The organism is Caballeronia udeis (assembly GCF_044909315.1).
GTDB lineage: Bacteria > Pseudomonadota > Gammaproteobacteria > Burkholderiales > Burkholderiaceae > Caballeronia > Caballeronia udeis_A.
Genome location: NZ_JBIYEB010000014.1, coordinates 103,282 through 121,921 on the forward strand (window position 1 = coordinate 103,282; position 18,640 = coordinate 121,921).

The 18,640-nt window shown below is 61.1% G+C and carries 21 protein-coding genes and 1 pseudogene; 10 read left to right on the forward strand and 12 right to left on the reverse strand.

Features of this window, described 5'->3' with window-relative positions:
- Window positions 1-50: 50 nt before the first annotated feature.
- From ABH944_RS22465 to ABH944_RS22485, 5 genes are all read right to left on the reverse strand, one after another.
- Complete coding sequence (locus ABH944_RS22465; RefSeq protein WP_404608924.1) at window positions 51-1,010, reverse strand: 3-hydroxyacyl-CoA dehydrogenase; 960 nt, start codon at window positions 1,008-1,010, stop codon at window positions 51-53.
- 1 nt (window position 1,011) lies between these two features.
- Window positions 1,012-1,713 (reverse strand): SDR family oxidoreductase, encoded by a 702-nt coding sequence (locus ABH944_RS22470; RefSeq protein ID WP_404608925.1) that lies wholly within the window; start codon window positions 1,711-1,713, stop codon window positions 1,012-1,014.
- An 18-nt stretch (window positions 1,714-1,731) separates the two neighbouring features.
- Window positions 1,732-2,790 carry a cyclase family protein gene (locus ABH944_RS22475; protein WP_404608927.1) on the reverse strand — a complete coding sequence of 353 codons (1,059 nt, stop codon included), beginning with the start codon at window positions 2,788-2,790 and terminating at the stop codon, window positions 1,732-1,734.
- Between the two features lie 34 nt (window positions 2,791-2,824).
- The gene (locus ABH944_RS22480; RefSeq protein WP_404608929.1) at window positions 2,825-3,568 is read right to left on the reverse strand and encodes an IclR family transcriptional regulator; all 744 of its coding nucleotides are present in this window, start codon (window positions 3,566-3,568) and stop codon (window positions 2,825-2,827) included.
- 464 nt (window positions 3,569-4,032) lie between these two features.
- Complete coding sequence (locus tag ABH944_RS22485; protein WP_404609093.1) at window positions 4,033-5,166, reverse strand: acyl-CoA dehydrogenase family protein; 1,134 nt, start codon at window positions 5,164-5,166, stop codon at window positions 4,033-4,035.
- Between the two features lie 220 nt (window positions 5,167-5,386).
- On the opposite strand from ABH944_RS22485, the gene ABH944_RS22490 reads away from it, so the two are divergent.
- Window positions 5,387-6,469 carry an AraC family transcriptional regulator gene (locus tag ABH944_RS22490; protein ID WP_404609094.1) on the forward strand — a complete coding sequence of 361 codons (1,083 nt, stop codon included), beginning with the start codon at window positions 5,387-5,389 and terminating at the stop codon, window positions 6,467-6,469.
- Window positions 6,470-6,531: 62 nt separating this feature from the next.
- Window positions 6,532-6,729, forward strand: coding sequence for a hypothetical protein (locus ABH944_RS22495; RefSeq protein ID WP_404608931.1), 198 nt, complete (start codon window positions 6,532-6,534; stop codon window positions 6,727-6,729).
- 18 nt (window positions 6,730-6,747) lie between these two features.
- Here ABH944_RS22495 and ABH944_RS22500 read toward each other — a convergent pair whose 3' ends face one another.
- On the reverse strand, window positions 6,748-7,404 hold the full coding sequence (locus ABH944_RS22500) for a hypothetical protein (RefSeq protein WP_097269302.1): 657 nt from the start codon (window positions 7,402-7,404) through the stop codon (window positions 6,748-6,750).
- A 465-nt stretch (window positions 7,405-7,869) separates the two neighbouring features.
- Here ABH944_RS22500 and ABH944_RS22505 point away from each other — a divergent pair, with 465 nt between their 5' ends.
- Window positions 7,870-8,127: a helix-turn-helix domain-containing protein gene (locus ABH944_RS22505; protein WP_404608932.1), complete on the forward strand. Its 258-nt coding sequence runs from the start codon at window positions 7,870-7,872 to the stop codon at window positions 8,125-8,127.
- Entirely contained in the window at window positions 8,127-9,479 is a 1,353-nt protein-coding gene (locus tag ABH944_RS22510; protein ID WP_404608934.1) for a type II toxin-antitoxin system HipA family toxin, read from the forward strand. Before ABH944_RS22505 ends, ABH944_RS22510 begins: the two co-directional genes overlap by 1 nt.
- Before the next feature lie 70 nt (window positions 9,480-9,549).
- On the opposite strand, the gene ABH944_RS22515 is transcribed toward ABH944_RS22510, so the two are convergent.
- Window positions 9,550-10,845 (reverse strand): MFS family transporter, encoded by a 1,296-nt coding sequence (locus ABH944_RS22515; RefSeq protein WP_404608936.1) that lies wholly within the window; start codon window positions 10,843-10,845, stop codon window positions 9,550-9,552.
- A 441-nt stretch (window positions 10,846-11,286) separates the two neighbouring features.
- Here ABH944_RS22515 and ABH944_RS22520 point away from each other — a divergent pair, with 441 nt between their 5' ends.
- Entirely contained in the window at window positions 11,287-12,330 is a 1,044-nt protein-coding gene (locus ABH944_RS22520; RefSeq protein ID WP_404608937.1) for a DUF2891 domain-containing protein, read from the forward strand.
- A 36-nt stretch (window positions 12,331-12,366) separates the two neighbouring features.
- On the opposite strand, the gene ABH944_RS22525 is transcribed toward ABH944_RS22520, so the two are convergent.
- Together ABH944_RS22525 and ABH944_RS22530 are read right to left on the reverse strand one after the other, a co-directional pair.
- Entirely contained in the window at window positions 12,367-12,687 is a 321-nt protein-coding gene (locus ABH944_RS22525) for a YnfA family protein (RefSeq protein ID WP_404608938.1), read from the reverse strand.
- 67 nt (window positions 12,688-12,754) lie between these two features.
- A complete protein-coding gene (locus ABH944_RS22530; RefSeq protein ID WP_404609096.1) occupies window positions 12,755-13,822 on the reverse strand; it encodes an alpha/beta fold hydrolase in 1,068 nt (355 codons plus the stop codon).
- Here ABH944_RS22530 and ABH944_RS22535 point away from each other — a divergent pair.
- From ABH944_RS22535 to ABH944_RS22550, 4 genes are read left to right on the forward strand one after another with little or no spacing between them, the layout of a single operon-like run.
- Window positions 13,707-14,015 carry a hypothetical protein gene (locus ABH944_RS22535; protein ID WP_404609111.1) on the forward strand — a complete coding sequence of 103 codons (309 nt, stop codon included), beginning with the start codon at window positions 13,707-13,709 and terminating at the stop codon, window positions 14,013-14,015. The genes ABH944_RS22530 and ABH944_RS22535 overlap by 116 nt on opposite strands.
- A gap of 54 nt (window positions 14,016-14,069) precedes the next feature.
- Window positions 14,070-14,882, forward strand: a complete 813-nt coding sequence (locus ABH944_RS22540; protein ID WP_404608940.1) for a DNA/RNA non-specific endonuclease — start codon at window positions 14,070-14,072, stop codon at window positions 14,880-14,882.
- Complete coding sequence (locus ABH944_RS22545) at window positions 14,875-15,135, forward strand: hypothetical protein (protein WP_404608941.1); 261 nt, start codon at window positions 14,875-14,877, stop codon at window positions 15,133-15,135. The genes ABH944_RS22540 and ABH944_RS22545 overlap by 8 nt, the downstream gene beginning before the upstream one ends.
- Before the next feature lie 32 nt (window positions 15,136-15,167).
- Window positions 15,168-15,671, forward strand: coding sequence for a methylated-DNA--[protein]-cysteine S-methyltransferase (locus ABH944_RS22550; protein ID WP_404608942.1), 504 nt, complete (start codon window positions 15,168-15,170; stop codon window positions 15,669-15,671).
- Window positions 15,672-15,808: 137 nt separating this feature from the next.
- Here ABH944_RS22550 and ABH944_RS22555 read toward each other — a convergent pair whose 3' ends face one another.
- The 3 genes and pseudogenes from ABH944_RS22555 to ABH944_RS22565 form a co-directional block, all read right to left on the reverse strand.
- A complete protein-coding gene (locus ABH944_RS22555; protein WP_404608944.1) occupies window positions 15,809-16,510 on the reverse strand; it encodes an OmpA family protein in 702 nt (233 codons plus the stop codon).
- A gap of 389 nt (window positions 16,511-16,899) precedes the next feature.
- Window positions 16,900-17,600, reverse strand: a pseudogene (locus ABH944_RS22560) (DUF2968 domain-containing protein).
- Window positions 17,601-17,807: 207 nt separating this feature from the next.
- Complete coding sequence (locus ABH944_RS22565; protein ID WP_404608946.1) at window positions 17,808-18,086, reverse strand: hypothetical protein; 279 nt, start codon at window positions 18,084-18,086, stop codon at window positions 17,808-17,810.
- Window positions 18,087-18,295: 209 nt separating this feature from the next.
- On the opposite strand from ABH944_RS22565, the gene ABH944_RS22570 reads away from it, so the two are divergent.
- Entirely contained in the window at window positions 18,296-18,502 is a 207-nt protein-coding gene (locus tag ABH944_RS22570) for a hypothetical protein (protein ID WP_404608947.1), read from the forward strand.
- Window positions 18,503-18,640: the final 138 nt, after the last annotated feature.

The window sequence follows — 18,640 nt, forward strand, 5'->3', positions numbered from 1 at the left end:
GTTAAGCGAAATTTTCAGCCATCTCCGCGGGCAGAGTCAATCGCCTGCCCTCAGGACTCTTTTCGTGACGCCACCACCCGCCCGTGGCGAGCCAGCGCCATCAATGCGCGGTCGCGCCACGCCACCCGTTCTTCCCATTGCTCAAGCGGCAGCGCCGCACGTCTTGCCGCCGCCACCGTCTCCACCAACTCCGGTGTCCAAGGATCGTGCTGGCCGCGTTCGGCACCCATCCGTTCGTAGGCCGGCCCCATCTTCTGTGCATGCGAGCTTATGCCGCCACGCGTATTCAGATCGACCGTTTCGAACGGCCCGATCACCGACCACCGCAGGCCGAGGCCGTCGCGCATGACGGTGTCTATATCCTCGACGGTCGCGACGCCGTCGCGCACGAGGCAATACGCTTCGCGCAGCACGGCGCCCTGCAACCGGTTGAAGACAAAGCCCTCGACTTCCTTCGATACGAGCACGGGTTGCAGGCCGGCATCGCGGAAAAGTTGCAGCGTGCGTTCAGTGACCTCCGGAGCGGTGAAAGGCGCAGGCACGATCTCGATAACGGGAATCAGGTACGGTGGATTGCCCGGGTGCGCAATCAGACAACGGTGCCGTCCTGGCAGGTCATCAACAAAGCTCGATGCCGTCAGCGCCGATGAACCACTGGCGAAGATCGCCGTCGCGGGAGCGGCGGCATCGAATTGCGCAAACAACGCACGCTTGATGTCCACTCGCTCGGGTGCGCACTCCTGCACGAGATCCGCGTCGGCAACGGCTGCTTCTACTGAGGCCGCTATCCGCACGCGCGCTGCCGCGGCCTCCGCCGTTTCGTCGAGCAAGCCGAAGCGCGCCAGTTCCGTCAGGCGCTGCGCGATCTCTCCAGGGGCAGCATCGCGGCGTGACGCGTCGGGATCGAAAAGACGCACGGGCCATCCCGCGCGCGCAAACACCACAGCAAACGCGACGCCGATACTCCCCGCCCCCACGATCGCCACGCGCCGGATTTCAGCCCTGTTCATCTCAGACTCCCGCCACGCCAACCGTCATTCCACCACACACATACAGCACCTGGCCGGTGACAAAACCGCTGCGGGCATCGAGGAAATAGGACACGGCATGCGCGACGTCTTCCGGCGTGCCCACGCGCTTCACCGGTACGCTTTCTATAATCGCCCGCGTGCGCGGGCTGTCCGGCGGATTCGCACGTTCGAAGAGTTCGGTGCGGATCGGGCCCGGGCCGATCGCGTTCGCCGTGATGCCATGACGGCCGAGTTCGAGCGCCCATACCCGGGTCATGCCGATCAACGCCGCCTTGGTCGCCGAGTACGCGGTACGCAGTTCCTTGCCCAGCGCCGCCCGCGACGACATATTCACGATCCGGCCGAAACCCGCAGCCTGCATGCCCGGCAACAGAGCCTGCATGCACTGCATCGCGCAACGTACGTTCAGTGACCACGCAAGCTCGAGTTCTTCCAGACTCTGCCCGGCTGCGTCCGCCGGCACCACCACGCCGACATTGTTGATCAGCCGCGTGATCGGACCGCCCGCGAGCGCCTGATCGAGTACCTTCGCCGTTGCTTCGGCATCCGAAAGATCGGCGATCAATCCATTGCCAACACGGTCAATCACCACCGCTTCAAAGCCATCCGCTTCACAGCGCTCTACGCAGGCCGCACCGATTCCCGCCGCACCGCCGGTAATCAAAACTCGTTCTCGTGTCATGTCGTGTACTTTAGGAAATCAGACGGTTGCGATCGGCGTCACGGGCGAACCCATCGCGCCCGGCAAACGCAGCGGCGGCGCTGTCAGCATGAAATGCGAGCGAGCGTTGGCACGCAGCCAGACCGCCAGATCACGCAGGTACCAGAGCTCGCCGAGCGGCAAGCCAAGCTTGAACAGACAATGGTGATGCAGCGGCATCAGCGGATAGTGGCCTTCCGCCGGACGCGCCGGATAACGCTCGACTGCATAGTTGTCCGCGACCAGCGCCGCAATGCCCGAATCGGTCAGCCACTGCAACAGCCGCTGATCGCGGCCGTCGAGTGCGCAACACTGGGTGTTGAGCACGGCTTCATCGGGATGACGGTTCATTTCCAGCACCAGTTCAGCGAAACCGGTGCGCAGCAGCAACATGTCGCCGTGATCGATCTGTACCTTGTCCGTGTCGATGGCGAACATCAGGTCGTCATAACCCACGGTGCGATGCTCGCGTCCGTAATGCGCGACGAGGTCGACAAGAACGCCGCGCCCCTGCATGCCCTTTACCGCGAGATTTTCAATGCCGAGCGCTTCTGCATGGCTATGTTCGTTACCGCAGGCGTGCGGCGCGAACGCGTCGTCAAGGCGGTATTCCATGGGCCCGACCACATCCGTGTTCGCCTTGTAGCCGTTGTAGTAGACGCTCTCGGGCACGCCGTCGCCGTCGGCGTCGAAGAGCGCGCCCACATGCGCGAGCGAGTCCCATTGGGTGGAATATTGCAGGCTCATCAGGACCTGATCGTCGCTGACCACGTCGGTTGCCTGCTCCTCCATGCGCGCGAACGGGAAGTTCACGTAGGGCAATCCGTCCTTCGTCGTAGGCCGCAAGACCGGCGGATGACGACGTACATTCAGCTTGCTGTCGCCGGGATAGTCGAGTGGCAGCGACAGGCAAAAACTCAGGCCCGCGCGGATCTCGCGCGCACCCTTCAGCACCTGTTCCGGGGTGATCAGGTTAGGTCGTCCGAGTTGATCGTCGGGGCCGAAATCACCCCAGTTCGAACCGTCTGGCCTGTTCTTCCAGCGCCTCTGATCCTGCATCCTGTTCTCCTTGCACGACCGTGGTTTCCCGCCGCTAACCGATCAACGTCTGCGGTATCCGGTCGAAAATATCGAGGAGCGCCGCGACCGCGTGCTCCTGGTTCTTCAGCAAGCGCGCCTTCGGGCCGCCGATAACGAGCGCAAACGCTTCGCCATGGATCGAGAATCCCTTCGCAAGCCCCGCGACATCCTCGACGTTTTCTCCGGTCGAACGATGCCAGCCGAGCGTCACGCCCTGCTCCACTTCCACTTCGAGCGACGCGCGATCGATCACTGACCCATCCGTCGATGCACTCAGCGGCTCGCAACTGTCGAGCAGGCGCCGGCGTGCGTCCACAGGCAACGCGCCCAGCAGCGCCTTGCCTGCCGCGCTGGCGTGGACGAGCATAAAACCGCCGGGTTCGTCGCTGTAGCGAATCTTCTGACGCGACTCCATGACGTCCAGATAAACGACCCGCGTTCCCGCGAGCGTCGCAAGCGCCGCCGTTTCACCCGTCGCGTCACGCAACGCCGTGAGCAGGGGCTGGAACAACAGCGTCAGCGGATCCTCGCTGCAAATATCGCGTGCGACATGCAACAGGCGCTGGGTCGGGTAATACCCCGCTTTTACGCCTGGCGCGTAGAGATAACCCTTCGCCACCATCGTCTGCAAAAGCGCATGACAACTCGACAAAGGGATTTCGGTTCGACGCGCAATCTCGCTGTAGATCATCGGTTGCCGGACCTCGGCAAAGAGGTTGATCACGTCAAAGACGCGCACTGCAGTTTTCACATCCATGACAACATTATCGGTATGTCGATAACTTCAACGCAAGAGGTCTGGGGTATACACCTAGAAATGAGCCACGTTCTACGCTTTCGGGTCCGAATCAACTCCGGGCGTGGCCTGCCTGAGGAAAATCCGGCGTGGACTGTCACGAGAGACGGCTTGCCCCTTTCATCGGACAGGTGGTTCTTGAATAAATAGTTATCCTTATAAATTCCCATGTTGACGACGCGTCATCGACTGCCCCAAGCGAGATCGGGTGACGGCGACCGGTGAGAACCTTCGGGATACTAGCGGTGAGTCTATTCGCGAGCGTGCCCGGCGATCACGGTGAGCTTTCCCGGGAGCTTGAAGTGAGCCTATCCGGGAGCAATAAAAAACGGCGAAGCCTTCATGCAAGGCGTCGCCGCTTGGTTATTCCGCCTGAACCGGATGCGGTGTTTCAGCATGACACTCGCGCGCGGCCCTCAGGCGCCCTAGAGCTGCCGCGCGATCACCATGCGCTGCACTTCGCTCGTGCCTTCGTAGATCTGCGTGATGCGGGCATCGCGATAATGACGCTCGACAGGATAGTCTTCCAGATAACCATAACCGCCGTAAATCTGAATGGCCTGCGAGCAAACCCGCTCCGCCATCTCCGACGCAAACAGCTTCGCCTGCGACGCTTCGCTCAGGCAAGGCAAGCCTTCGGTGCGCATCCGCGCTGCGTGCAACACAAGCAGGCGCGCCGCGTTCAGGCTGGTCTGCATATCGGCGAGAAGATTGGCCACCGACTGATGCTCCTTGATCGGCTTGCCGAACTGCACGCGTTCATGCGAATAAGCACGCGCTGCATCGAATGCCGCGCGCGCAATGCCCACCGCCTGCGCCGCAATACCAATACGTCCGCCCTCCAGATTGGCCAACGCGATCTTCAATCCCTCGCCGCGCGCGCCCAGCAGGTTGCCCGCAGGAATCGCGCAGTCCTCGAGTGAAATCGGGCAGGTATCGGATGCACGAATGCCCATCTTGTGCTCCGGCCGCCCCACGTTGAAACCCGGTGTATTCGTGGGCACGATGAACGCGGACAGACCCTTCTTTCCCAACTCGGGATTGGTGACGGCGAACACGATCGCCATGCCCGCGCGCGCGCCGTTGGTCGCGAACTGCTTCGCACCGGACAACACCCACTGGCCGTCCCGTTCAATGGCGCGGGTCTTGAGATTATTGGCTTCCGATCCGGCTTGCGGCTCGGTCAGACAGAACGCACCGATCATCTCTCCCGTCGCCAGTTTCGGCAGATATTCAGCCTTTTGCGCTTCAGTGCCGAACGCGAGAATCGGTCCGCAGCCAACGGAATTGTGGACGGCCATGAGCGTCGAGCACGAGGCGCAGCCGGCCGCGATTTCCTCGATCGCCAATGCATACGCCACGTAGTCGCTGAACGTACCGCCCCATTCCGCAGGCACGATCATGCCAAGCAGGCCGAGTTCGCCGAGTTGCCGCACGACCTCGTCCGGCAGGGCGGCGTCGCGGTCCCATTGGCCCGCGTGCGGCGCGAGCACTTCGGTGGCGAAGTCGCGCGCCGCGTCGCGGATCATGCGTTGGTCGTCGGTCAGGAAACTGTCGATCATGATGGTATGGCTCGTGTGAAATACGGGAAAACGCGCTGGGCTTACACTGCTGCGCTTAAGCGGTGAAGCCGGCAGCAAATAGCATCACGCCAGATTCTAGGCGCGGCGCACTCGTCTGCCGATGCCTGAAACGATCAAGCTTCCTGAGCGAATGCGCCACCTAGTGACTACCCCAACGACTACCCCGACACCCAAACGCCCGCGAGACCCGCGGCCGCTGCGAGCCCCGGCTGCGGCTCCACCCGCTCCACGGACACCGCGCGGCCGGGACAATGAACGCGGGACCATAGCGGGGGATCTCGTTGAAGAAGCGCTGCGGTGCGCCGAGCGTCGCGGTGTGGAGCGCACCGGGTTGCTGGCGCTGGCAGGCATCCAGCCGGCCGCGCTCGCAGCGCCGCTCGCCCGCGTCTCGGCTGCACAATACGGCCGCTTGTGGAGCGCCGTCGCCGATGCGCTCGACGATGAATTCTTCGGCCAGGATAACCATCCAATGCGCCGCGGCAGCTTCGCGCTGCTTTGTCATGCCGCGCTCGGTTCGCGCGACGGCGCTCAGGCGCTGAACCGCATTGCCGGTTTCCTGCGACTCGTGCTGGACGACCTGCAATGCAAAATCGACATCGACCCCACGCGCGTAAGAATTCGTCTCGCCGACACCGGTACTGAAACGCGCTCACCCCGCCCGATGTTCGTCTACGCCACCGCGTTCATCATGATCTACGGGTTGTTATGCTGGCTGGTCGGCCGTCGCATCCCGGTGCTGGCCGCCCACCTGCGCTGCCCGGAACCGGCGATGTCCGACGAATACCGGCTGATGTTCTGCGACGCAATGTTCTTCGATCAACCGGCGTCGTATGTCGATCTCGCGCCGGATTGCGTCGCGTTGCCGGTCGTTCAGACGGCTGCCACGCTAAAGGTTTTCCTGCGTGAGGCGCCGGCCAATTTCATCGTGAAATATCGCAATCCCGATTCGCTCGCTGCGCGGATTCGCCGCAAGTTGCGGCAATCGCCGCCTGTCGACTGGCCGGATAGCGAAGCTGTCGCGACAGCGTTGAACATGGCCGAGGCCACGCTAAGACGCCGGCTGAAACAAGAAGGCGCAACCTACCAATCCATCCGCGATGCGCTGCGGCGTGACCTTGCCATCGCGCGGCTGGCGGACACGACGCAGACCATCGCGGAGATCGCGCATGCGCTCGGTTTCGCGGAACCCAGCGCATTTCATCGCGCCTTCAGGAAGTGGACGGGCGTGCGGCCGGCGGCGTATCGCGGCATGCATACCGGTGTCGACCCCGATGCATGACAGCACGCACACCGTCGCGCTGCTATAGTGAAAATCTGCTGGTCCATTGAAGGAGCGTTGCCATGCCGCAACCGAAAACGCCACAGCACAGCAAGCCAAAAGCACCCGCGGGCGTGAGCCATCGCGAGGACGCACTCGACGAAGCGCTGGACGAGAGTTTTCCCGCAAGCGACCCCGTCGCGATCTCGGTCGATCCCGACCCTGCCCCTGAACCGAAGCGTCACGGCAGTCACGGCAGTCACGGCAAACAATCGCGTTAGCCGCTTTCAGTCGTCCATTTAGTCATCCAGACCCGTCAGCAGCAGGGCCAGCTTCTCGACGTGCTGCATCAGCATGGCGCGGTGTTTGTCGATCTGCTCGATCCTTCCGGCAAGATCGGCCTTCACCGGATCGTCGAGTTTGCCCGACGCACGCAAATCCTCCGCCTTCGCATTGATGCCATCGAGCTGGACCATCGAAAGCTGCCGTTCCACGCGGCGCAGGTCGGTCAACAGCAGATCCCGGTTGCGCCGGAACATCTGGTCGCGCCGATGCGTCTCCACTTGCTGCAGCGCCTGGTCGGCAATACGGCGGGTCGCTTCAGTTTGCGAGAGCAGCGGTTCCGGGCCGCGCAAGACGGGCCGCTTGGGCGCCGGGTGCGCATTGCCGCGAAATACCGCCGCGGGTGTTTCCTCATCCATCGCACGCTGGGTTTCGGGCGGAATGTCGCGCCGGTCGCGGCGCTCGTCCAGCCAGCGCGGTGGCAAACCGGTGACGGTTTCCACCCCGCGCACGAACTCCTCGCTGAAATCGCGCCTTCCGGCCAGAATCAGCTTCATGTACGACGGGGAAAAACTCATCATGCGGGCAATTCTCGCGCCGCCAGCCGGCGATCCCGCGAGCACATTCAGGTTGGCTCGCCACACGAGGTACAGCGTTTCATCGAAATCTTCCATGGGCTAGTCTCCAAGCAGACGGACTCGCAAACGCTGCGCAGCGGTTCACATGCGCTTGACGCTCAGGTCCTGGCGAGCCCGTCATGACGGCGACGAGCCGGATCGTGATCGGGGGCGTCGCCTAAGTGGGCATCTGACCGCAATCTTACCGTCATCTCAATAATGCGCGTTTTGTCTGGGTAGGCGGTGAAAACCCGCAAAAATCAACAGAAATCACGTGGTTTAAGAGCAACCCGCGCCAAAAGGGCGTGGGGATGGGGCACACCGCGGGAGGGTTGGCCCACTCGATTCTCTCGAGCTCCCTGCGTCGTTTGTAGCCGTAGCGTCTCGCTCAAGAAAATCTGCCACACGAATAAATGGCATTTATTCGTGTGGCAGATAATTGCCAGATATCTCTCACACGAATAATTGACAAATATCTGCTATAGACATAAACTGCGTTTATTCGTGTGAGAGATAATTGTGATGCAACAGGTCATTGCAACGCCCTACCAAATGGGTCAGATCCTTGCCGCCGGCCGCCGGCGCGCGGGCCTCACCCAAGCTGAAGCGGCCTCGCGGCTGGGTGTCAGCCAAAGTCGCATATCGACGCTCGAGGCGGACTCCAGCGCGCTGACACTCAATCAGCTGCTGACGCTTTTTGGCGCGTACGAGCTGCAACTCCAGGTCCTGGACAAGGGTTCGTCCGCTCCAACACCCACCGCTTCTGCATCGGAGTGGTAATGGCGGGACGCAAGCCACATTCCCGGGCGCTGTCGGTATGGGTCAACGGCGTACGGATGGGCATCTGGCGCATTCCCACTCGCGGCCCGATGGAACTCGCCTATGACCCGGATTGGGCCGCCTCCGAGCTCAGCCGGCCCCTTTCGCTGTCGTTGCCCATCCCGCTTGATAACGCCCCGCTCAAGGGCGACCGGGTGCTCAACTACTTCGACAACCTGCTGCCGGACAGCGAGGCCATTCGAAAACGAATCGGCCGGCGATTCCGGACGGACACGCTGGATGCGTTTGATCTTTTGGAGGCCATTGGCCGGGACTGTGTGGGCGCGGTTCAACTGCTGGGTGCCGACGAAGAGCCTGCCGGTGTCGAACAGATCGACGGCACGCCGCTCAGTGACGGGGATATCGAGACCCTCCTGAACCAGACGGCGGGCAGCGGCACTTTTGGCCCCCAGGACGACGAAGACGACTTCCGGATTTCCCTGGCCGGCGCACAGGAAAAGACTGCACTCCTCTGGCACGAAGGCCAGTGGATGAAACCGCACGGCGCGACCCCCACCACGCATATCCTGAAGCTTCCGCTCGGCCTGGTGGGTAACCGGCGCGCCGACCTCACCACGTCGGTCGAAAACGAATGGCTATGCATGCATCTCCTGCAGGCCTACGGCGTACCGGTCGCCGAAACGGAGATCAAGACCTTCGGCAAGCAACGCGCGCTGAGCGTAAAACGCTTTGACCGCCAGATGCACTCAAGCGGCAAGTGGATCCTGAGGCTGCCACAAGAGGACTTTTGCCAGGTGATGGGGCTGCCCTCGCACAAGAAGTACGAGAACGAAGGGGGTCCGGGGGTGATCGATCTGGCGCAAGTGCTCCAGCAGTCCGAGACGGCCAGGGAAGACATAGAAACGTTGCTGACCACGCAGATACTCTTCTGGCTGCTGGCCGCCCCGGACGGGCACGCGAAGAACTTCAGCATCCGGCTGCTGGCGGGCGGACAGTATCGGCTGACTCCGCTTTATGACGTCATGTCCATCTGGCCGGTCGAGGGCAAGGGAGCGAACCAGTGGTCGTGGTTCAGGGCCAGGCTTGCCATGGCTGTGTCGGGTAAGAACCGTCACTACGCTTTTCGCGATATCCAGCGCCGTCACTTCAACGCAATGGCGCCGCGATGCTCATATGGGCAGGATGCGGAGCCGATCATCCAGCGGCTGATTGCACGGACGCCCGCTGTGATCGAGCGCGTGTCGGGTGAGTTGCCGGAGGGGTTCCCGGCCAGCGTCGCTGATCGTATCTTCGAGGGACTACGCCGGACCGTGGCCGCGCTCGAGGCAATGCCTGCGAAGGCGATTGCCTGAACGCTTCAATCAATTGCGCGGCACGCCGGTTGCGATGCAATCCAACGTGCACCGGGTTTGCATCACATCGTCAAGGCACGTCGCGCAAATACCTTTCCTTCGACGAATCGCGCATCCGCAGCGAGACTATTCCCGAAATCGCGCACAACGCCGTCACGTACCAGTAGAAGGTCGACTCGCTGCCGACTGACTTCAGGAACAGCGCCACATATTCCGCCGAGCCGCCGAACACCGCGTTTGCCACCGCATACGACAAACCCACGCCCAGCGCGCGCACTTCCGCAGGAAACATCTCGGCCTTGATCAGCCCGCTGATCGACGTATAGAGACTCACGATAGCCAACGCGATCACCACCAGCACGAACGCCAGGATGGGGCTCGTGACGTCCTTCAACGCGTGCAGGATCGGCACCGTGCAGAGGGTAGAGAGGCCGCCGAACCAGATCATCGACTTGCGCCGGCCGATCCGGTCAGACAACGCGCCGAATGCGGGCTGCATGATCATGTAGACGAAGAGCGCCGCGGTCATCACGTTGCTGGCCGTCTTTGCATGCATGCCGGCGGTATTCACCAGGTACTTCTGCATATAGGTGGTGAACGTGTAGAAGATCAGCGATCCGCCCGCCGTGAAGCCGACCACGGTGAGGAACGCGCCTTTATGCTGCATGAGTCCGCGCAGCGTACCGGCTTCCTTCAGCTTGCGGGATTCGGCGGTGGTGGTTTCATCGAGCGATTTACGCAAATACAGCGACACGACCGCCGCGAGCGCGCCAATCCCGAACGGGATGCGCCAGCCCCAAGCCCGCAGCTCTTCCGTGGTCAGCACTTGCTGTAACACGACCAGCACCAGCAACGCTGCAAGCTGTCCGCCGATCAGCGTCACATACTGGAATGACGCAAAGAAACCGCGCCGCCCCTGCAACGCGACTTCACTCATGTAGGTCGCGCTCGTGCCGTATTCACCGCCCACCGACAAGCCCTGGAACAGCCGCGCGATCAGCAGGAAAAACGGCGCCCAGGCGCCAATGCTCGCGTAGGTTGGCAGGAAGCAGATCACGAGCGAACCGGCGCACATCATCAGCACGGAAATCATCATCGACGTGCGGCGGCCGTGCTTGTCGGCGATACGGCCAAACATCCAGCCGCCGATCGGCCGCATCAGGAAACCCGCGGCAAACACGCCGGCGGTGTTGAGCAGCTGCGTGGTCGGATTCCCGCTTGGGAAAAACGCCGGAGCGAAGTACAGCGCGAGAAACGAGTAGATATAGAAGTCGAACCACTCGACGAGATTCCCCGATGAAGCGCCGACGATCGCGAGAACGCGCCGCCGGGTGTCAGCTGAAGTTGAGAGGGCGATGTCGGCCATGCTGGGTGAAACTCCTGTCGCGTGTTGAAAACGGCGGCTTGTGGCCGCTCTAGAGCCGGTCCGATGCAGGCGACGGCCCGCCCTGTGCGGTGGCGCGCAAGTTTATACGACGAGAAGCGGGTTGTTGCAACATGACGCTCAGTCCAAATTCTTCTTACACAATATTTTCAACTGAAAGATTTTTATCAAAAATAAATCGGACCTGATCACGTCAAAGCTTTTCTGCATTGAACTCCCGGTAAATCAAAGGTTTGCGATCGATAGGTAATTGTAATAAAAAACTCAAACAAAACTTACAACCACAAAACTGAAAGCCCCTGGTAATTACCCTATGCAGTGGAAAATGAACCCCTTGAGCCTGACGGAACGCTCTCCATTCAAGCGTTCCGCGAGCGGAAGTCTTGCCATAATTGCGGACGCCTGGTTTTTCTGGAGAACCGCATGAGCCCGCAGTCGTCTGATCACCCGTATCACACCCATCACACGCTCGACACCGCCCTCGCGTCGAAATTCGCCCGGCTCGCGCTTGGCCACCTGACGCGCGAATACCCGAACAAGCTTGACCACGTAATGGGCAGTGCAGCCGATGCCCAAGGCCCGCGCGCCCTCCATCCGATCTTCTACGGCAGCTTCGACTGGCACTCCTGCGTCCACGGCTACTGGTTGATCGCGCGGCTTGTCGACCGCTTCCCTGCCTTGCCGGAAGCGCCGGCAATTCGCGCGTTGATCGACTCGCATTTCACCCATGCCAACGTCGCCGCCGAAGTCGCGTATTTGCAGCGTCCCGAGGCGCGTGGTTTCGAGCGTCCGTACGGCTGGGCGTGGCTGCTCGCACTTGCCGGCCAGCTTCATTCGATGCAGTCAGGCGAAGGCCAACGCTGGTCCATGGCGCTGGCGCCGCTTGCGCACGCGTTTGTCGAGCGTTTCGAAGAGTACCTGCCGAAAATGACGTATCCGCTGCGGGTGGGCACCCATTTCAATACGGCGTTCGCGCTGACGCTGGCTATCGGTTATGCGCGGCAAGTGGGTGACACGGCATTTGAAACGCTGATCGTCAATACCGCGCGGCGCTGGTATCTGGACGATGCCGGTTGCCAGGCGTGGGAACCGGGGGGCGATGAATTCCTGTCGTCGTCGCTGATGGAAGCCGAGTTGATGCGGCGAGTGTTGCCCGCAGCCGAATTCGCCGGCTGGTTCGACAGCTTCCTGCCCCGGTTGGGCGCAGGCGAACCCGCCACGCTGTTCACGCCGGCCACCGTGACGGATCGCAGCGACGGCAAGCTGGCCCATCTCGACGGCCTGAATCTCAGCCGCGCGTGGTGCCAGCGTTCGCTCGCGCGTGCGCTGCCGGCGGGCGACGTGCGTATCGGCTTGCTCGACGCCACGGCGAACGCTCACCTGACGGCGGGCCTCGCGCATGTCGCAGGTGACTACATGGGCGAGCACTGGCTCGCGACGTTTGCGTTGCTGGCGCTGGAGGCCTGAGCAACTCGACGCCTGTGCGTCCCTATCTCACCCGCGTCACCCGCGCGGCTGAAACGCGATCACGCTCATGCCGGCCAGCGCGATCGCCACGCCGGCGAGATCCCAGGTGGTCGGGCGAATCCGTTCGACCACCCATAGCCACATGATCGCCACCGCGATGTACACGCCGCCGTACGCGGCATACACGCGGCCGGCGGCGGCGGCATGCAGCGTCAGCAGCCATGCAAAGAGGGCGAGTGACAGCGCACCGGGGATGAGGAGCCAGGGCGAGCCGCCCTCCTTCAGCCATCGATACGGGAAATAGCAGCCCACGATCTCGGCGATGGCCGTCACAACATAGAGAAGGAAAGTCTTCATCAGGGAGCCGGAGTTTCGTTCACAGGAGGCATTGACCAGGCAGGTTTCGCGAGCCGGCGAACCCCTCTCAATTGCCCTTCCCCAGCGCCGCCAGCCCGGCGAGCAAGGCTTGATGAAACGCGCGCGGATCCTGCATCTGTGGCGCATGCCCCAAGTCCGCGAACTCGACCAGCTTCGCACCCGGGATCGCCTCCACTGCATGTTTGGCCAGTTCCGGATAACGGCCGAGCGTCGGCCTGATATCCGGTGGCGCAAGGTCCTTGCCGATCGCGGTCGTATCTTTATCACCGATCAGCAATAAGGTCGGCGTCGTAATCTGCCCGAACTCATACACGACCGGCTGCGTATAAATCATGTCATAGAGCAACGCCGAATTCCACGCAACGACGTCCTTGCCCGCCCCGCGATACATTCCCGCCAGCATCTGCACCCACGGCTCGTAACGTGCGTCCCAGTGACCCGCGTAGTACGTAGCTTGCTCGTATTTGCGAATGCTGTCGGCGCTGGTCTTCAACTCGCGCGTGTACCAGTCATCGATCGAGATGGACGGCACGCCCTTCGCCTTCCAGTCCTCCAGTCCGATCGGATTCACCAGCACAAGCTGCTCGGTCTCCTGCGGGTACATCAGCGCATACCGCACGGCAATCATGCCGCCGGTGGAATGCGCGACGAGCGTCGCTTTTTTAACGCCGAGCGCCGCGAGCAACGCGTGCGTATTGCGCGCCAGTTGCTGGAACGTGTACTGGTACCGCACCGGCTTGGTCGATTTGCAAAAGCCGATCTGGTCCGGCGCAATCACGCGATACCCCGCGTCGGTCAGCACATCGATGCTCTCCTTCCACGTCGCCGCGCAAAAATTCTTGCCATGCAGTAGAACCACGGTGCGTCCGTTGGGATGCTTGGACGCAACGTCCATGTAGGCCATGCGAACGATTTGCCGCTGCGATGAAATCGCGAAGCGGCCGACCGGATACGGATAGTCGAAGCCCTGGAGTTCGGGGCCATACACGGGACCGTCGTTGTCGGACGGCGCCGAAGACGAAGAAGAAGATGAAGCGACCGCGGCATCGTCGGTGGAGGCGGCAAATGCGGGCGATGCAATCAATACGGCTAAAGCTAAAGCAGCGCAAAGCATGCGGCTGATCGGAGTCATGGGCACGGAAACTCGCAAATGGAAACAAAGAACAAACCAGCAAATCGGACAGAGACCGTCGCGGCCCCACGATGCACGCATGCACCATGCGACGGCGGGGGAATTTTATCGCGTGTGCGTTTTCGCCGCCGATAGTATGAATACCGTCGATACCACCCATCTCGTCGCCACGTGATGCACGCGAGCGCCTTATACTCGCGCCTCGACGAAACCCGACCTCGCCCGCCGCATGAAAATCCGCCTCACGCATTTCCAGCACGTCAAGCACTTCGCTTCGTTTTTCCCATCGCTGCTCATAGGGTTGCTGGCCACGCTGGGCGCCACGGTGTCCCTCAACGTCCTCGCGGCAAGCGACTGCCCGCAGTTCAGCCCCGGCGGCCGCGCGCCCATTGTCGCGAATGCGAAGATGCGCGCCTCAACGCAGCAACTTTGTTATTCCGACTTCGCCGTCCTGCATTCAGGTGTGACGCACGGTCCGTTGTGGTCCGCGGAACACCTGAGCGCAGAACACCTGGACGATGCCCGCGACAACACCCGCACCAACCGCTTCTTCGTCGATAAAAAACTGCCGCCCGGCGCCAGCGCCACGCTCTCGGACTACAAGAAAAGCGGTTACGATCGGGGCCACATGAGCCCGGCCGGTGACCGCTGGGACCAGAAGGGCATGGCGGAATCGTTTTCGCTCGCGAACGTCGTGCCGCAAAATCCGTCGAACAACCGGCGCATCTGGTCGCGTATCGAACAGTCCGTGCGCCGGCTGGTGGAACAATCCGGCGATGCCTACGTTGTCACCGGACCGCTGTTTTCCGGACGGCAGTTGCAGACGATCGGGGAGTCGCGTGTGATCGTGCCCACGCAGTTGTATAAGGTGGTGTACTTGCCCGGACGCGACCTGGCGTTTGCGGTCGTGGTCGACAACACCCCGACGAACGAATACAAGGTCAAGACGGTCCGTGAACTGGAAGCCATGAGCGGGCTGCAATTTCCAGGCATTCCGGACACGCTGAAAGACCAACGCATTGGAGGACTGAAAGGTGTTTAAGCCATTTGCCAACGATACCGACACACTCAACATCAATGGCGACGCGCTCGTGATCGCCAATGACACCGCGCGGCTCTCCATTTCCGGCGATCTGGAAATCGCACGCGACAAAACCGGCCTGGCCGCTGCGCTTGTGCTGCAAAAGGCGGTGAACGCCATCGTCGACGCGTTGCAGAGCGACGCAAGCTTACCCACGAAACTCGCCGATGAACCGCCGAAACCAACGGGCAAGACGGATAATCCGTTCATCTGAGCGTCAGCAAAAAAATTGGCCGGAGACATATCTTGATCGAATGCCACATTGCACCGAGTCCGCTCGGCCACCTCGCGTATCGAGCGGAAGACGACTGCCTCACGGGCTTGTTTTTTGTCGGGCAGAAACACTTCCCCGCGGGTCTTGTTGAAACAGGTCAGCCGAGCTCACGCGCGATCGTGGTGGCGAAGGAGCAGATCGCCGAGTACTTCGCCGGTGAGCGCACCGTGTTTTCCGTGCCGTTGCGGCTCAATGGCACCGCGTTCCAGCAGCGTGTGTGGGCGGCATTGCGAGAGATCCCGTTCGGCGCCTCCTGGACCTACGGCGATCTCGCGCGCCGGATGGGCGTGGCTGCGGGAGCATCGCGCGCAGTGGGCGGAGCAAACGGGCGCAACCCCGTGGGGATCATCGTGCCGTGTCATCGGGTGATAGGCGCCGATGGAGAACTGACCGGTTACGCAGGCGGCGTTGAGCGCAAGCAACATCTGCTGACGCTTGAAGGCGGACCGGGACGTGCGCAACTCACGTTGTTCTGAACGCTCTGCCCGATAGTGCGTGGAAGAGCATAAAAGACCCCCCGCAATCGCTACGCGATTGCGGGGGTTTTACGCTTCTGGACGCCAGGAAACGACGTCCAGGACGTCAAGACTCACAGCATGGGTTACCGCTCGGTTTACTGCGTGCTGACGCGAATTTCGACGCGGCGATTCTTTGCGCGGCCAGCAACGGTCGAGTTCGACGCGACCGGGTTCGACGCGCCATAACCTTGAGCCGTGTAGCTTTGCGAACGCAGGCCGTGGGTCTTCAAATACTGCACCACTGATTCCGCACGGCGTTGCGACAACTGGCGGTTATGCGAAGCCGAACCCGTTGAATCCGTGTAGCCCGCAACGACGACCTGCCGCAACGTCACGCCCTGGGCGGCGGACACGAACTCGTCGAGCGTGTCGGCCGCTTTCGGCGTCAGCGCAGCGCTGTCGGTAGCGAAGTTGGCGTCACCGCTCAAGTCGATCTGGCGGGGCATTTCCGGTGCGGCTTGCGGCACGGGAGCCGGTGCGGGCGCCGGAGCAGCTTCCGGCTGAGCGGGCGCGCCGCACTGGAACGTCAGGATACGCGGATCGCCCGACTCTTCAGACGTGGCGCGCAGGCGTTCCATGGTTTCAAGCTTGTACGCGGGCTTGTCACCGCAGATTTTCTGGGCTTGCTTCACGCATGCCGCCACGCTTTCAAACAAACCATGACATTCCACGCGATAAACCTGCGCGCCATTGGCGGTCTGGATCTCGTTAGCGTTGAAAGTGGGGCCGGACGCGGTCGAGCAACCGGCGAGTGCGCCAATTGACAACAGACCTGCAGAGATTAGTTTCTTGGACATTTTTTTACCATTCGTAAATTGAGTGTGACTGAGATATCGAGACAAATGCGTACTGGATGGGCCATCAGACAGTTACCCGATTTTCACAGCCACCTTATTCGCCTCAAGCCTTCGATCCGGATCTTGAAAATGATCTGGAATCCGAAATCGCGCGGCATGTTAGCACGTGAAAACTAGCATTCCTAAGTGGATAATTCCAAATTGATGAAACACTTTTGGGTGATTTTCGAAACAACGGATAAACGTGAACAATCGGAAAACTTTTAGCGCGCTATTGCAGTACGGGAAATGAAAAGCGGCCGCGAATGCGGCCGCTTTTTCAAAGCTTGAAATACCTGCGGAGGTTCGAAGCGCACACCCCGGACGACGTCCGGGCCGTCAGATGCGCCTTACTTCGGCAACGGCATCAAGTCGACATCCGACTGGCGTTGAAGATCCTGCACCTTGGTTTGCAAGGCACGCAGTTGCGCCTGCGCGGCATCCTGTTCCGCGCGCAGCGAACGAATAGCTTCCTGCTGCTCCGCCTGCCGGTCCGCCACCTGGCTTTGCTGCGCCCGGGCGACATCCAGGTCAGCCTGCAAGCGATTCGCGCGCCCTTGCTGGACCGCGATCAGCCGGTCAGCAAAGTTCTTCTCCGCTTCGAGCTTGGTCCGGCGAATCTCGGTATCGGCGAGCGCCGCGCTGTTTTTTGCAAAGTCCGCATAGATGGTTTCTGCACGTGAATCCACTTGAGTCTTGACCACCCGCCAGAATTTCTTTTGCTGAAACAACGCAATATAGAACGTCATTTCATCGGGTAAAACAGCATGCTCGCACCATAGCTGCCGTTATACGTGGTGCGCAATTCCTTTACCTTTCCGTCACGGATCATTTGCTGCAGTTCCGCGACGTTGCCATTCACCGTTGCCTGCGGCTCGTCGGCTGCCCCGTTGGTCAGCAGACTGCGGCGCGCGCCTGAATCGCCAAGTGCATCGGCTGCCGGCGCACTGCCTTGCATGGGCGCTGCGGGCCCGGCGGCACACGCTGCGCCGCACAGGACGAACCATGCCAAGACCAGTGCCCCGCCTCTCGTTGTATTGTTGGAGTTCATGGAATTTCCGGGTTGAACGCAATTAAGAATTCGAAAGCACCGGAATTATGGCAGATAGAAAAACTAAAGCGGAAAATGCGTGGGGCTGCTTTTTAAAGTCGCCCCTTCGGTTGAAACACTCGACAGTTTGAAACGATTCGTGAAGCGATTCATGCAATGCTCATCGCATACGCGTTAGACACTTCATTGCAGAATTTCTGCGGTGCTTTATATATCGTGACGCAAGCGCACGTCATCCTGAACGAACGTTGGAACGTGAGTGCCGGTGGTTGAGTTCGTGGGCGAGAAGATACGCTTGTCAACCTGTTGTGTCGGCACTGCAGAGAAGATTCCGCGATCCGCCTTGAAAACGAACGGCGTGCCCGAGTAGATGCCCGGGTCGACGGAGCTTGCCGCCATGCTCGGCGAGATCTGGAACAAACCAGCCAATGCAATCAGGCTGACGGCCGCGAAAACTGAACGGAATGAACGGACATGCAAGGACATGAGAAGGACTCGCGCAAAAAAGGCCTGCGCGCGAACAACCGCTGAACAGCGTACTCGTGACAGGCGTGGACCAAAAGAGAAGTTTGCGTGCACCCAATGACTGCGCTCGCGACCAAACACAATGAGACCATCTCCGTGCCGTCCGAACCATGAGCAAGTTCTGAATTTCTCCTGCATCGCCTTGATCGTTTCAATCTTCTGCGAGTCAGTTGATCCAGCACAAGATCATCGGCAAGCAGACCGGCGATGCGACGTGTTCACCCGCGCCCGACGCGGTGACGGCAATCGCGAGCGTCGTGCAAGCCCATCGAAAGGCCTTCGCCCAGGCGTTGGAACAGCAGCAAGGCAGCAGGAGCGTGACCGGGTGCGAAACGTGCTGGCGCTATCGGATTGACGCGGGATTGATTCGGGAGTGATGCGGGATCGACGCCGGATTTACGCGGTCGGGGCTTGGATCAAGCCTTCAAATCAGGCGCCCGCAGGCAACGATTCCCGGTCCTGTTCGATTCAATCAGCGGTTTAGTCGACGACTCCACAAAAATTTACACATGCCG

Excerpts from the sequence above, each read along its gene's own strand:
- ABH944_RS22470 (WP_404608925.1), bottom strand. The coding sequence starts at position 1,713 with ATGACACGAGAACGAGTTTTGATTACCGGCGGTGCGGCGGGAATCGGT.
- ABH944_RS22500 (WP_097269302.1), bottom strand. The coding sequence starts at position 7,404 with ATGGAAGATTTCGATGAAACGCTGTACCTCGTGTGGCGAGCCAACCTG.
- ABH944_RS22565 (WP_404608946.1), bottom strand. The coding sequence starts at position 18,086 with ATGTCCTTGCATGTCCGTTCATTCCGTTCAGTTTTCGCGGCCGTCAGC.
- ABH944_RS22525 (WP_404608938.1), bottom strand. The coding sequence starts at position 12,687 with ATGAAGACTTTCCTTCTCTATGTTGTGACGGCCATCGCCGAGATCGTG.
- ABH944_RS22510 (WP_404608934.1), top strand. The coding sequence starts at position 8,127 with ATGGCGGGACGCAAGCCACATTCCCGGGCGCTGTCGGTATGGGTCAAC.
- ABH944_RS22495 (WP_404608931.1), top strand. The coding sequence starts at position 6,532 with ATGCCGCAACCGAAAACGCCACAGCACAGCAAGCCAAAAGCACCCGCG.
- ABH944_RS22530 (WP_404609096.1), bottom strand. The coding sequence starts at position 13,822 with ATGCTTTGCGCTGCTTTAGCTTTAGCCGTATTGATTGCATCGCCCGCA.
- ABH944_RS22505 (WP_404608932.1), top strand. The coding sequence starts at position 7,870 with ATGCAACAGGTCATTGCAACGCCCTACCAAATGGGTCAGATCCTTGCC.
- ABH944_RS22465 (WP_404608924.1), bottom strand. The coding sequence starts at position 1,010 with ATGAACAGGGCTGAAATCCGGCGCGTGGCGATCGTGGGGGCGGGGAGT.
- ABH944_RS22520 (WP_404608937.1), top strand. The coding sequence starts at position 11,287 with ATGAGCCCGCAGTCGTCTGATCACCCGTATCACACCCATCACACGCTC.
- ABH944_RS22515 (WP_404608936.1), bottom strand. The coding sequence starts at position 10,845 with ATGGCCGACATCGCCCTCTCAACTTCAGCTGACACCCGGCGGCGCGTT.
- ABH944_RS22555 (WP_404608944.1), bottom strand. The coding sequence starts at position 16,510 with ATGTCCAAGAAACTAATCTCTGCAGGTCTGTTGTCAATTGGCGCACTC.
- ABH944_RS22540 (WP_404608940.1), top strand. The coding sequence starts at position 14,070 with ATGAAAATCCGCCTCACGCATTTCCAGCACGTCAAGCACTTCGCTTCG.
- ABH944_RS22480 (WP_404608929.1), bottom strand. The coding sequence starts at position 3,568 with ATGGATGTGAAAACTGCAGTGCGCGTCTTTGACGTGATCAACCTCTTT.
- ABH944_RS22475 (WP_404608927.1), bottom strand. The coding sequence starts at position 2,790 with ATGCAGGATCAGAGGCGCTGGAAGAACAGGCCAGACGGTTCGAACTGG.